The 14070-nt window shown below is 71.8% G+C and carries 7 protein-coding genes; 2 read left to right on the top strand and 5 right to left on the bottom strand.

The annotated features are described in order from the left end of the window. Window positions 1-2656, top strand: a 2656-nt coding sequence (locus tag GA0115240_RS08395) for a glycoside hydrolase family 3 C-terminal domain-containing protein (RefSeq protein ID WP_093736021.1), incomplete at its 5' end; no start/stop codon positions are given. A gap of 166 nt (window positions 2657-2822) precedes the next feature. Here GA0115240_RS08395 and GA0115240_RS08390 read toward each other — a convergent pair. Then, on the bottom strand, window positions 2823-5882 hold the full coding sequence (locus GA0115240_RS08390) for a glycosyl hydrolase (protein ID WP_093736020.1): 3060 nt from the start codon (window positions 5880-5882) through the stop codon (window positions 2823-2825). Between the two features lie 363 nt (window positions 5883-6245). Then, complete coding sequence (locus tag GA0115240_RS08385; RefSeq protein WP_093736019.1) at window positions 6246-9209, bottom strand: Ig-like domain-containing protein; 2964 nt, start codon at window positions 9207-9209, stop codon at window positions 6246-6248. 248 nt (window positions 9210-9457) lie between these two features. Here GA0115240_RS08385 and GA0115240_RS08380 point away from each other — a divergent pair, with 248 nt between their 5' ends. Then, window positions 9458-9937, top strand: coding sequence for a nitroreductase family deazaflavin-dependent oxidoreductase (locus GA0115240_RS08380; protein ID WP_256069607.1), 480 nt, complete (start codon window positions 9458-9460; stop codon window positions 9935-9937). An 86-nt stretch (window positions 9938-10023) separates the two neighbouring features. Here the strand turns inward: GA0115240_RS08380 and GA0115240_RS08375 are convergent, their stop codons facing one another. From GA0115240_RS08375 to GA0115240_RS08365, 3 genes are all read right to left on the bottom strand, one after another. Next, complete coding sequence (locus tag GA0115240_RS08375) at window positions 10024-12174, bottom strand: SpoIIE family protein phosphatase (RefSeq protein ID WP_093736017.1); 2151 nt, start codon at window positions 12172-12174, stop codon at window positions 10024-10026. 124 nt (window positions 12175-12298) lie between these two features. Continuing rightward, entirely contained in the window at window positions 12299-12898 is a 600-nt protein-coding gene (locus GA0115240_RS08370; protein ID WP_093736016.1) for a hypothetical protein, read from the bottom strand. A 432-nt stretch (window positions 12899-13330) separates the two neighbouring features. After that, window positions 13331-14062, bottom strand: coding sequence for a dienelactone hydrolase family protein (locus GA0115240_RS08365; protein WP_093736015.1), 732 nt, complete (start codon window positions 14060-14062; stop codon window positions 13331-13333). Window positions 14063-14070: the final 8 nt, after the last annotated feature.

Genomic DNA, 14070 nt, shown 5'->3' with positions numbered 1-14070 from the left:
CGACAACAACCTGGGCACCCGGTGGTCCAGCGCGGCCGCCGACCCGCAGTGGCTCCAGGTGGACCTGGGCACCGCGCAGTCCGTCTGCGGGGTGACGCTCGCCTGGGAGACCGCGTACGGCAAGGCGTTCCAGATCCAGACCTCGGCCGACGGCACCAACTGGACGACGGTCTACTCGACCACGGCTGGCACCGGCGGCACCGAGACGCACAACTTCACCGCCACCGCCCGCTATGTGCGGATGTACGGCACCGCCCGGGCGACGGCGTACGGCTACTCGCTGTGGGAGTTCACCGTGCTGACCCCGGGCGGCAGCACCACACCGCCCCCCGGCGGGGGCAACGGCGACTGCCCGTGGGTGAATTCGACCGCGCCGGTGGCCACCCGGGTCGCGCAGGTGCTGGCGCAGATGACGCAGGCGCAGAAGGTCCAGATGCTGCACGGCAACGGCGCCACGCAGCCGTACATCGGCGACATGTCGGCGATCCCGTCCTTGTGCATCCCGGCGATGGGCTTCCAGGACGGCCCCAGCGGCGTCGGTGACGGGCTCGGCGGCGTCACCCAGCTGCCGGCCGCGGTGTCCTCGGCGGCGACCTGGGACACCGGCCTGCAGAAGAGCTACGGCACCGTGGCCGGGGCCGAGTTCAAGGGCAAGGGCGCGGACGTGGCGCTCGGCCCGACGATGAACATCGTGCGCGACCCGCGCTGGGGGCGGGCCTTCGAGACGTACAGCGAAGACCCGTACCTGAGTGCCCAGATGGCCACCGCGAGCATCCAGGGCATCCAGAGCCAGGGCGTGATGGCGGAGGCCAAGCACGTGGCGGTCTACAACCAGGAGACCAACCGCAACGGCCCCGCCGACAACGCGATCGTCGACAACCGCACCTTGCAGGAGATCTATCTGCCGGCCTTCCAGGCGGCGGTGAGCAAGGGCGCGTCGGCGTCGGTGATGTGCGCCTACAGCACGGTCAACGGCGTGTTCGCCTGCCAGAACCCGTATCTGCTGAACAACGCGCTCTACCAGCAGGCCGGTTTCGGCGGGTTCGTCACCAGTGACTGGGGTGGCGCGCACTCCACGGTGGACTCGGCGAACAACGGCATGACGATCGAGATGCCGAACGGCTACTTCTACGCCGATTTCCTCAACCAGGCCCTGGCCAACGGCACGGTGAGCCAGGCGACGCTCAACACCATGGTCAGCCGGGTCCTCACGCAGATGTTCGCGTTCGGCCTGTTCGACCACGCCAAGACCGGTGACCGGAACGCCGTGGTGACTTCCGCGGCGCACCAGGCGACGGCCCGTCAGGTCGCCGAACAGGGCAGCGTCCTGCTGAAGAACAACGGGATCCTGCCGCTGTCCACGTCGACCACCAAGTCGATCGCGCTGCTCGGCCCCGACGGCGGCGCGGGTGTCCGCAGTGTCGGCGGCGGCAGCGCCACCGCGACGAGTTCGGGAACCGTCTCGCCGCTGACCGCGCTGCAGAACCGGGTGGCCGGCACCGGGACGACCGTGACGTACAACGACGGCACGGACATCAACGCGGCGGTGACCGCGGCGAAGGCGGCCAGTGTGGCGGTCGTCTGCGTCGGTTACGGCGAGAACGAGGGGACGGACCTCACCAGTATCGACCTGTCGTCCCAGCAGAACCAGCTGGTCCAGCAGGTCGCGGCGGCCAACCCCAACACCGTCGTGGTGCTCAACACCGGCTCCGCGGTGACCATGCCGTGGCTCGCGTCGGTCAAGGGCGTGCTGGAGGAGTGGTACGGCGGCCAGGAGGTCGGCAACTCCCTTGCCGCGCTGCTGTTCGGCGATGTCGACCCGTCCGGCAAGCTGCCGGTCACCTTCCCCGGCTCGCTGGCGGACGTGCCCGCGCACACCACCGCCCAGTGGCCGGGCGACGGCACCGATGTGCAGTACAGCGAGGGCCTCAAGGTCGGCTACCGCTGGTACGACGCGCAGAACATCACCCCGCTGTTCCCGTTCGGGTTCGGCCTGTCGTACACCTCGTTCTCCTTCTCCGGCCTCCAGGTCGGGGCGCTGGACGGCAGCGGCAACGCCACCGTGAGCGCGACCGTCACCAACACCGGCAGCCGGGAGGGAGCCGAGATCGCCCAGCTGTACGTGGGCGACCCCGCCTCGACCGGTGAGCCCGCCAAGCAGCTCAAGGGCTTCCAGCGGGTCGACCTCCAGCCGGGGGCCAGTACGAAGGTGACCTTCACCGTCACCGCGCACGACCTGGCGTACTGGAACACCGCCGGCAACAACTGGACGACCGCGGCGGGCAGTTATCAGATCATGGTCGGCGACTCCTCCCGCAGTCTGCCGCTGACCGGGACCCTCGCCGTGGCCACCGCGATGAGCGCCAAGACGGTGGACGCCGCCACCACCCCGGCGGCCTCGGTGACGGTGGACAACCCGCACGGTATGAGCAGCCCGGCCCGCGCCGCGGTCCGGCTGCCGATCACCGCCAAGGACTCGGCCGCGGGTCAGAAGCTGGCCTTCACCGCGACCGGACTGCCCGCGGGGCTGTCCATCAGCCCGTCCGGGGTGATCTCCGGTACGGCCGCGGCCACCGGGACGAGCACGGTGAGCGTGACCGCCTCCAACGGCCGCGGCGCCAGTGACACGGCCACCTTCGTCTGGACGGTGACCTGAGCGCGGGGTGACCGCACCGGACCACCGGTGAAGGTGTGCGGGCCGGCTCCGGCCGGCCCGCACACCCTACGAACTCTGCCTCTCCGTGGGTGACGACGGCGCCCCATGGAGAGGCAGAATCATGCCGGCGACGGGACAGCCCTGGCCCGGCCGGCGGCGGTTCCCGTCAGCCGAGCCGGGCCTGGCCGTAGGGGACCAGCCGGACCGGGCCGACCAGGCCGTACGGCTGGCGCGGCGAGGCGCCGTACACCACGGGATCGCTGACCCGCAGCCGGTTGCCGAGCGTGGTGGCCACCTCGACCTCGATCGTGTTGTCGCCGGCACGGAGGTGGCCGCCGAGGTCCACCACCGGGTTGATGTGGTCGACCGGATCGAGCAGCCGGCCGTTGACGGTCACCCGGCAGGTGTCGTAGACGGTGCCCAACTGCAGGTAGGCACCGTGGCCGCCGGTCCAGGCGGCACCGAGCCGCACGGTGGTGCGGTAGCGGCCGATACCGGAGACGTCCGCGAGTTCCGGGACGTCCGGCCAGGCGACGAGCGCGTCCAGGCCGACGCGGCGGCGGACGATCGTGGTCCGGTTCGCGTCGGCGCCCGGCTGCCAGTCCTCGACATCCAGCTGCCAGGCGGTGAGTTCGGTGGGCAGCGGCACGCCGGAGATGCGGCTGCGCACCGGGCGGCCGTGGGACAGCGCCGTGGTGTAGTCGCCGTCGGTGGCGCTGCGCACCACCAGCTCGCCCCCGTCGAACCTGGCCTCGTCGGCGGTGGTGCTCACCGCGTGCGGGCCGGCGCCCGTCCGGTCGCCGAACATGCCGGGCGCGCCGAAGGCCACCACCATCGTCTCGCCGGGCTGCAGGGCCACCCGCAAGGTGGCCTTGTCGCCGTCCTCGGTCCAGGCGCCGACCCGTTCCACCCGGCCGGTCCACAGGTCCAGCAGGTAGGGGACCTGCCGCGAGTCGCCGCGCCGGAACGTCACGTCGTGGTCGATGGCGGCGACCGGGGGCTTGACGGTCTCGGCGTGCTTGCCGTTGCACAGGTAGTAGTAGTCGGCCCCGTCGGCGTAACGGTGCGCGTTCAGCAGTGTCGAACTCGTCGCGTACGAGACCACCGGCTCCACCCCGAGGTCGGCCAGCGCGGCGCCCACCGCGGTCTTGTCGGTGAGCTGCCGGACCCTCGGCTGGGCCAGCAGTTCGGTGAGCACCGCGCGCAGCCGTTCGTCCTGTCCGCCGGTGTCCCGGCCCGGGACGGTCGCGGTGCTCCAGTCGCCCAGCAGCACGATCGGCAGCCCGGCCTTGGTGAACGCCAGGAACTTCTCCGCGACCGCGACCGGCAGGGTGCAGGTGGAGCCGGCGAAGAAGTCCGCCTCCACGAACAGCGCCTGGTAGGCCGGCCCGCCGGCCGCCAGCCGCCCTTGGGTGACATGGGCGGACGGCAGGCTCAGCAGCGGCTCGCTGATGAACTCGTGGTTCCAGCCCAGCGGGATCCCGGTCGAGGTGAACCACGACGCGCCGATGCCGGTGGCGGTGTAGCCGGTCTGCCGGAAGATCGCGACGTCCAGCCGCGGCTTGCCGGCCTGGAGTACCTGGTGGATCCGGGCGAGGTAGCCGGACATGTCCTCGATGTGCCGCCAGGTGGGCTGCCGCGGCCCCCAGGACTCGCCGTAGCCGACAGCGCCGTGGTACGGGGTGAACGCCGCGTAGCCCGGCCAGGCGGTGCCCGGCAAGGTGGCGTAGGAGAAGCCGTGGATGACGGTCTGGTTGACCCCGGCCGCGTAGGCGCCGCCCATGGTGCGCAGGAACTTCTGCCAGGTGGTGTTGTACGCGCCCCCGGTGTAGGCGCCCGACTCGCAGGACAGGATGGTGCTGCCCGCCATGTCCCGGCCGCCGGCCAGGCAGCGGAAGTCGTCGAGGTTCTTGAAGCCGAGCGACTCCCCTTCGGGGATGTCCAGGATCGCGGCGGTGGCGATGGCGTCGGTCTGCAGTCCGTAGGGCTGGGCGCGCAGCTTCAACCCGACGGTGCCGGCCCATTTCTTGATGGCGGTCACGTGCTGGGCGTTGTACAGCTCCGACACGGTCTGCCAGAAGTCGTGGCGTACCCGTACGGTCAGTGCGGCGTCGTAGGCGTAGACCTGGTTGCTCTTGCTGAGCACGACCACGGGCAGGTAGGGAAGCAGCGGGTATCCCCGGCGGCGGGCGAACTCCGCGGGCAGCGCGGACGTCCACAGCAGCGCGTCGGACTCCAACTCGATGGAGTCCTCGAACAGGCTCCCCCCGACCCGGCCGATCAGTCGGCGGATCGGGTGCGTCAGCAGGTCCGACTCCCAGAAGTCGATGACGGCCCGGGTGCCCGCGGCGCTGAAGTGGTCCACCACGTAGGCGGTGGGCACGGTGTGCGGGCCGGCCTCCGGGGTCTGGCCGGTGCCGCGCTGCCAGTAGCCGAGCAGCAGCCAGGACCCGCCGTCGTCCGGCGCGGTCCAGGTGATCGCGCCGGAACGGACCTGGCAGGTCAGGTCCACCAGGGTGGCCGGGTCCAGGCCGGTCTCCTTCTTGGTGGTGTTGGCGGTGTCGATCCGCACCGCCTGGACCGCGAACAGGACGGAGGTCCGGGCGGCCGGGTCGGCCGCGACCACCGCTGCGGGGACCGGGCCGGTGTAGGTGGTCCCGCCCGCCACCGCGACGACGCCGTGGGCGAGTTCCTGCACGGCGGCCGCGCTGTCCGGCGTGATCGTGGGGACCGCGGTGGGCCAGGCCGGCCCGGCGGTGATGTCCACGGTCAGGCCGCGCCGATCGGCCTGTTCGAGGGCCGCCTCCACGCCGGCCACCCAGGACGCGCTGCCCCAGCCGTGGTGGGCGGTGTCCAGGACGGCCGGATCGTCCACGCTGTGGTGGACCGCGGCGATCTCCACGCCGCCGAAGCCGGCGTCCGCGATCTGGTCGATCTCCCGCTGGATCTCCGCCGGATCCACCAGGCCGTCCGGCCACCACCAGCGGAACTTGGGCCTGACCGCCGCGCCCGGCGCGCTGAACCACCCGGCCGACCCGGGGCGGTCCGCGCCCTGCCGCGGCACGGCCGTTCGGTCGGCCGCCCCCGCCGATTCCGTCGGCGCCGCGGCCCCGGCGGCTCCCGAGGAGGCACCCCAGGCCAGCGCCGCCCCGGCGCCCGCCGCCGCTCCGGCCTGCAGGACTCTTCGCCGGGCGAACCGGCTCTGGCTTCGGCTGTCGTCGGTCATGGTGCGCGTCTCCTCGGGGCTCGCGCCGCCGCCGGGGCGGGGCGCACGCGTCGATGCGTCGGAAACGGGTCCGCCACGTTGCCGACAAGAATGTGAAACGTTTAAATCCTGGCCTGGACGCTACGGCGTGAAATCCATCACCGTCAAGGGGTCCAAGCGCTGCTGACATGCCGCCGGCTCCGCCCTCGGCGCGGAGCCCGTTCGCGGCACCTGTTGAACAGTTTCAATGCGCGCCTCGCGCGGACCGGGTGCCAGCCAGCCGGACGCGGCCTCCGGGCGACGGCGGTGTTCCGTCGCACGGAGGCCGACTGCGCGAGCCGGCGCGCGGTTGTCCCGCAGACCGGGCGGCTCGGGCCTGCCGGGCTACCGGGAGGCCGGGTTGTCGATCTCGAAGCCGTCGAAGGTCGCGTAGGAGCCCGAGAGCTTGGTCACCGTGATCGTGTGCACGCCCGCCGGGAGAGCGGCGCCGGTGTAGACGGCCACGTCGGCGTGCCGGGCGCCGTCGGCGGGCACCGTGTCGACGACGGTGGCGGGGCCGCCGTCGATCGACACACTGATGTCGCCCTGGTCGGTGTACTCCTCGCCGAACACCGTGATCCGGGTGCCGATGAAGGTGGCCGTGAAGCTGCTGCCGTCGGCCGTCGCGTAGTGGACGTCGTCGTCGAGGTCGCCGTACCCCCGGCTGTCGAGGTAGTCCCAGTTGTCGTAGCCGATCGACGGGTCGGTGTCGTTGACGCGGGCCGCGGCCGGCGGGGTGCCGACGTAGACCAGGACGGCCGGCGACGCCTTGGAGGTGACCGCGTTCCGGTCGGTCTGTACGGCCGACAGGCTGTGCTGTCCGGCCGAGGAGCCGGTCAGGGTGCAGCTCCACGTGCCGTCGGTGGCGGCGGTAGCGGTGCAACTCGCCTGGTCCGTGCCGTCGGTGACGGTGACGGTGTTCCCCGCCACCGCGGTCCCGCGTACCGGGTAGCCGGCCGCGAGACCGGTGGTGCCGCCGGCGGGAGCGGTGATCACCGGGCGCGGGACGTAGGGACCCACGGTGACGTCGGTGCCGTCGGCCCCGGCCGGCACGGTGGCGATCAGGAAGCCGGTGGAGACGAAGCGGACCTCGCTGGCCCGCTGCCCGCCGAAGTACACCGGGGTGGCGGCCGAGAACCCGGCGCCCGCGATGAGCACCCGGTCCGTCGAGGAGCCGGCCGCCGCGGGCCGGGGCGCGGAGACGTAGCTCGTCCGCAGGGGCACGGCGGCGGCCAGCGCCCGGTGTCCGCCGGTGACACCGGCGTTCGCCAGGAGGGCGACCGGGATGTCGTCCGGTCCCGGGGCGGCGGGGATGACGGTGTTGCCGCTGACGTTGGAGTCGACCGGCGCCGTGCAGATGTAGCTGCCCGCCGGGTCGGAGAAGTAGTTGCCGGTGACCCAGAAGTGCCCGGTGGCCGAGCAGCCGCCCTGCGCGCCGATCGACGTCAGCGGGTGGAACTCGACGTTGCCGCTGAAGCCGATCCACTCCGAACCGGCGTCGTCGTAGAAGGCGTTGAAGCGCGACCCGTCGTTGTAGACAACGTTGTCGGTGACGTGCAGGCCGTTGGCCAGGGTGGCCGCGGCGTCGATCGTGCCGTCCGCCCCGTCGACGTACTGCGCCTGGTGGCCCTCCATGTAGATGGCGCCGCCGTCGTCCAGCACCTGCATGACGTCGAAGATCAGGTTGTCGCTGATCGTGTTGTCGGCGTTGATGTTGGTGGAGTTCTGCGGATGGTCGGCCTCGTCCACGTGGCCCTGGATGACACCCGCGGTGATCCCGGTGTACGGCAGGTCGTACAGCTCGTTGTGGCTGATCACGGTGTGCCGGCTGAACAGCAGCGTGATGCCGCAGGCCGAGCGGTAGTCGGTGCCGATGTCGTGGATCACGTTGTCCGAGACCGTGGTGTGGTCCAGGATCTCGTTGTCCCCGACCCGGTCGCCGCGTACGGCCTTCGGGTCGGGCGTGCAGTTGGCCTCGATCACCGATGCCGGGGTGACGGTCGGGGTCGGGTCGTAGGTGCAGCCGAGCGACAGCGCGGTGGACGCGATCGCGGTGAACTCGTTGGCGTCGACGACGTTGTGGGTGCCCCCGTACATCAAACTCAGGCCCGCGCCGCCGAGATCGACGAACCGGTTGCCGGTGAGCGTCACACGGCTGGCGCCGCTGAAGGCGACGTTGGCCAGCGGCTGGGTCAGCGCGCCCCACGGGCAGGTGCCGGCCGGGTCGGAGAAGCCGCACAGGCCCTGGTTGTTGGCGCCGGTGCGGCGCAGGTTGCTCTGCACATCGGCGAAGCCGGCCGCGGAGGAGGGGGCGTTCCAGGTGGCGTAGGAGAACTGCAGGCCCGCGAAGGTGATGTCGTGCAGGGGTTCGGCGAGGCTTCCCGCGCCCTGCACCAGCTTTTCCAGCCGCGGGAGTTCGACGTCGGATCCGGTCATCCGCCGGCCCTTGCCGGCTGCGTAGTAGAGCGTGTCGGTGGAGGTGTCCAGGAACCACTGACCGCTCGTCAGAAGGCTGCGGGCCCCTTGGACGGTCGCGGGCAGCTGTGAGGTGGGCATCGACGGGAGGCCGCCGGTGCCCTGGCTGAACGGGGCGATGTCGGTCACGTTGGTCCAGCAGGGCTGGTCCATCACGAGGGTGCTGCCGGACATCCGCGCGACACCGCACCGGGAATCCGTCCAGGCGCCGTTGCCCGCCGGGTAGTCGAACTCGACCTGGGCCAGTTGCGCGGCCGTGAGGCCGGCGAACCACGCCCGGGCGGTCGGGTCGGCCGACAGGTCGTAACCGGTCGACGAGCCGGCCCAGTTGCCGGAGAAGTGCAGGGCGGCCGGGGTGGCCTGCGCGATCGGGGCCTCCTTGCCGTCGACGTAGAGCTGGCGGGTGGCGCTGCCGTGGGGCACGCGCGCCGCCCATACGCCGCTGCTGCCCACCTGGTGCCAGTCCGAGACCCGGGTGGAGCCGGCGATCACCGGGCGGGCGCCCGGTGCGGCCTGCCACACCACCGGGTGGCCCGGGCTGCCCGAATCCTGCGCCCCGAGCTGCCATGTCGTGCTCAACCGGTAGGTGCCGCCGAGGAGTTCGACCCGGACATCGGCCGGGCCCCGGCCGCGCTCCACGGCGCGCACCGCGGCCTGCGCCCCGGCCAGCGAACAGGGATTCCGCGCGGTGCACGCCCCGCCGTGCCCGTCAGGGGCCGCCCACAGCACTTTCGCGCCCGCCGCCTGCGCGGGACTCGCCGCCGCCCCCAGCGCTCCCGCGCCGACCAGCGCGAAGGTCACCGCCGAACCGAGGATCTTGCCTGCCGATGCCATCCATCTCATGACCGCTCCGGGAATCATCGCCCCGCGGGCGCACCCGCAGGAAGCCCAAGACATCCGATGAATCCGCAGCCTGGCAGCCGTCCGCAGCGGCGTCAACAGGTTGAATGTAAGCAACATGCTTTCAGCGAGGCCGGGTTGCCGGGGATGATCGGATGTACCGGTCAGGCGGCCCGAGGAGCCAGCCTGATGCGCGGCAGCGGGGACCAGGTCTCCGGCCGGCGGGAATGTTACGATCCCGCGTGCCGTCGATACGAAGCCTGTTCACCAAGCTGGGCGCAACCAGGGGCTGGGCCGATCTGGGGCGTTTCCTGGCGCCCGCCGACCGGACCCTCCTCAGGGCGACCGGTGGCAGGTTCGGGGTCGGGACACCCGTGGGGCTGCGCACCCTGCTGCTCACCACGGTGGGCCGGCAGAGCGGACAGTCCCGCGAGGTCGCCCTTTTGTACATCACCCATGGCGACGGTCTTGTGGTGATCGGATCCAACTGGGGCGGCGAACGCCACCCCGGCTGGACGGCGAATCTGCTCGCGGAGCCGCGGGCCACGGTGACCAGGGGCGGCCGGCGGACGGCGGTGCGCGCGCGGCTGCTGACCGGGGAGGAACGCCGGAAGGTCTGGGAAGCAGTCGCTGCCTACTGGCCCGCGTACGACGCGTACGCGCGGCGGGCCGCCCGGCGTGAGATCCGCGTCTTCCTCCTTGAGCTCCCCCAGGGCGAATGACGTCCGGGACCAGGCCGGGCCGACCCGGCCCGGCCGGGTGAGCCCCGAATGGCGGTGAGGCCGGCAGCACGGCTTCCGGTGCCGGCTCAACTGCCTACTGTGCCCGCGTTGACGTGCTCCACGAGCAGCAGCGCGATGTCGTCGCTGCTCTGGGGGACGGCGCTCTCCCGTGCGCGCGTGACGATCGCGTCGGCGAGCGTCTCCAGCGGTTGGTCGGCCTCGTCGGCGAGTTGGTCGGCCAGCAGGCCGATGGATCGCCCCAGGTCCGAACCGGGGCGTTCCACAAGGCCGTCGGTGTAGAGCGCCAACAGGGCGCCGGGGGGCAGCGGCACCTCGACGGTCTGGAAGCGGGCTTCCTCCGCCACGCCGAGGAGCAGTCCGGGGGGCAGATCGAGCACGTCGCTGCCGCCGGGGCGGCCGAGGGGGCCGGGCCGGCGCAGGATCGGCGGCGGGTGACCGGCCGAGGCCAGCAGGACTCGATGCCCGGGCACGTCGATGTGCGCGTAGACGCAGCTGCAGAACAGGGGGCTGTTCTGCTCCAGGAGGAGTTGGTTGGTGCGGGCGAGGATCTCCTCGGGCGGCGCCCCGGCCCGGGCGTGGCTGTGCACGGCGGTGCGAATCTGGCCCATCAGGGCGGCGGCCTGCACGCTGTGCCCCTGGACGTCGCCGATCACCGCGGCCGCGGCATGCGCGCCGAGATCGATGAAGTCGTAGAAGTCGCCGCCGACTTCCTGGGTGTGCGTGGCGGGGAGGTAGCGTGCGGCGACCTGAAGGCCGGGCACCCGGGGCAGGTGGCGCGGCAGGAGTCCCTCCTGGAGTCCTCGCGCCACCAGCGCGTTGGCGTCGTAGAGCCGGGCGCGCTCCAGCGCCTGCGCGATCATCCCCGCCAGCGAGGTGAGTTCCGCGCGCTCGTCCGGGCTGAAGTCCCGCGGGCTGCCGTACGCCAGGACCAGGCAGCCGAAGGTGGCGCCGGAGACGGTCAGCGGCAGGTAGGCGAAGGCGCCCATCTGCCGGTAGACCGGTTGCTCGGGAAAGGCGCGCACCAAGGCGGCGTTGGTCGGGTGGAAGGCCGGGACACCGGTCGCCATGATGTGGATGCCCTCGGCGTGGCCGGACAGCGGCAGGCCGTCGAAATGCTGCTGCGTCCCGGGCGGGAAGCCGCGTGCGCCCACCACGCGCAGCCGCCCTTCGTCGGCGACCATGAGGGCCATTCCCTCGGCGTCGAGGACGGGTCGCACCTGTCCCATGAGCGATTCGGTGATCTCGCTGACGCCCGCGGCCTCGGTGAGCGCCGAGGCCAGGTGCAGGAGGTGGAACAAGGTGCCCGCGCGGGCCGGCACGGCGGGCAGCGTGTCCGCGGCCGGTTCGCCCCCGCGGTCGGGGGCGTCGGCCGGCCCGACCCGCACGCTGATGCCGGTGGCGTCCGGGTAGAGCTGGAACGACAGCCACGCGCCGTCCGGCCGGCGGGCGGCGAAACCGGTGGGCCGACGGCTGAACAGCGCGGCGACGAAGGCGTTCTCGTAGGCGGGGTCGTTCAGCCAGGGCAGTACGTCCCACGGTTCGGCGCCCAGCAGTTCGGCGCGGTCGCGGCCGAGCAGCCGGGCGGCCGCGGCGGTGAGGAAGGTCATCCGGCCGTGCGGATCCAGCGCGGCGAATCCTTCGGTGAAACGCCCCAGGAGGGCGGCGACCGGAGCGGCGCGGCGGGCCGGCGGCGCCTCCACGACGCGCGGCTCGTCCCTCGGACGCACCGGGCGCCCCCGGGCGGCGGCATTCCGCAGCACCTCGGCCATCCGGTCGACCGCCTCGTCGACGCGTGCCTGCTCGGCGGCGGACAGCCCTTCCGGCCGGGCGCCCGGCCACAGCAGATTCACGGCGCCCCAGCAGAGCCCGTCGGCCATCAGCGGGGCGGCGTAGTGGGCGACGGAGTACGGAAAGGCCAGCGCGGCGCGCGGAAAGCGGCGGGCCAGCGCCTGCTGGTCGGCCAGCCACACAGGACGCCGGGAGCGGACAGCCTCCGGCACGGGCGACGGCGCCGCCAGTGCCAGCCGGACCCACGGCAGCGCCAGCCTCCTGGGGGCTCCGACCACCGCCGTCATCTGCAGCACCTGCTGCTCGGGGACCAGGAGGTAGGTGAGACCGATGTGGGCGCCGACGTCGTGCGTGACGCCCTCCAGCAACGCGTCGAGCCGGGCCGCGGCGGTCTCGCCCGCCGCGGCCCCGTCCTCCTTCCCGCCCACGTCCTCACCCGCCTCACGCCGGTCCCTATCTCCTCATTGCACCGTATGGCTGCGCAACGGGCGACCGGGCGGGATCCGGCCGGGCGTGCTGCCACGAAGGCGCGGCCCCTGAAGACTCCTGGCGTCAGATCGTCGGCGTGTCGTCGACGACCTCCTGGTGCGGTTCGACCACGAACTTCCAGCCGTCGCTGGGCTCCAGGAATCGCACTCGGGTCGGGTAGATGTCCAGCGCGCGGCGGTCCCGGATCTGGCTGCTCGCGTTCTTCCGGCCCCGGAGCGGTTCCTCGAAGAGGTCGACCTTCACGTCCGGCACCGCGACGACTTCCTCGCTCCAGCGCTGGACGATTCCCGCGCCGAACGCGTCGCGGGCGGCGGCGTAGAGCGAGTCGAGGGATTCCCTGTTGCCGCCGGGAACGAAGAGGGCGAGATTAAGGAGAATGCCCGCGCTCTGCAGAACCTCTATTTCATCCCCTGCCTTGTCGGCAATCCAGATCCCGGGCTCTTCTGCATGGTCCGGGAGAAGGTGGATTTCAGTGCCAAATATCGTCCTTGCGGTGAAGGATCCACCCTCGAAGTTCTTGCCCGGCTTTGTGAGATGGGCCGGGGCGTAGCAGTCGAGAGGAAGGCCATCTGTCCCCGCGGAGACGAAGATGCCGTCCTGGAGGCCCAACTCCGAAGCCTCGTCGGCCGTAAGACGTCGAGCCGTAACCTTCTCGGTATTCACGCCATTCCCCTTTTTTGCGGCGTCCTGTGAATTAATCCGACCCTATCATGGAAGCGTCCGGCCACTTCCCGTCCGGCTTGGCCCGGACGCAACCGCATTCCCGGATCCCATAACCGGTACTCTATTCTCGCCGATTGCGCCGCGATATCCGGCGGGCACGACGAATCGAGGTCGGCCCCGCGAAACGGGACCCGGCGGGCCGCCGGCCGGCCTGCCGAAGGATCGGCTCCCGGGCAGCACGGGCCGGATGCCGCTGGCGGTGATCCCCCTGCCTGCCCCACGTACCCATAGCGGCTCTCCTCTGCTTGCGCGGTCCCTCTGCACGAGTTGTATCAGCGGGTACCGACAACCGGGACCGGACGCCCGACAGACGCCCGGGAACGGCGTCACCCCGCCGGACGGCACCCCCCGCTGTCGATCGGGCGGGCGGCGTCAGGCGAGATGCCGGGAGAAGAACCTCAGCGTGCTGTCGAACTCGGATGCCGGCACGTCCCCGTGCTTGCCGGGGTTGGCGTGGAGCGTCTTTTCCGGCGAGGCGAAGGCGTCGAAGAGGGCCAGGCCCTGGTCCCGTGGCACGCGTTCGTCGTCCCACTGGAGCAGGAATTCGATCGGGACGGTCGTCCGTGCGGCGTCCTCGGCCGAGGCGAGGGCTCCGCCCAGGCCCAACACCGCAGCGCGGACGCGGGGTTCAGCGGCGACGAACGGAATGCCGAGTCCGCAGCCCAAGGAGATCCCCCAGTAGCCGACCGGGCCGGCACCCACGTGCGGGAGTTGCTGGACCGCGTCCAGGACGGACTGCCATTCCGGGACGGTCCGGCGGGCCACCAGCGCCTGGAAACGGGCGATCAGCGGGGCCAGTTCTTCCCCCGCGGCCACGCGCGCCTGGTTCTCGGTGGCGATGCGGTCGTACTCCTCGTCCGTCGGCCGATCGCCGTGTCCGGAGACGTCCACCGCCACCACCGCGAACCGGCACTCGGCCACGAACCTGCGTGCGCGAGCCTGGATGCCGGCGGCCTTCTTGTGCTGACCGCCGCCGTGCCCCATGAAGACGAGGGGGCGAGGGCCGGTGGCACCTTGCGGTGTCCACAGGACGCCCGGAATCTCGCCGAGGGTGAAGAGTTGTTCGCGGACGTCGTCGGACGACGTCTCAGAGGTGAGGCGCATTGCGTTGG

This window comes from Streptomyces sp. DvalAA-14 (assembly GCF_900091855.1).
GTDB lineage: Bacteria > Actinomycetota > Actinomycetes > Streptomycetales > Streptomycetaceae > Actinacidiphila.
This window is presented reverse-complemented; position numbering and strand designations above follow the sequence as displayed.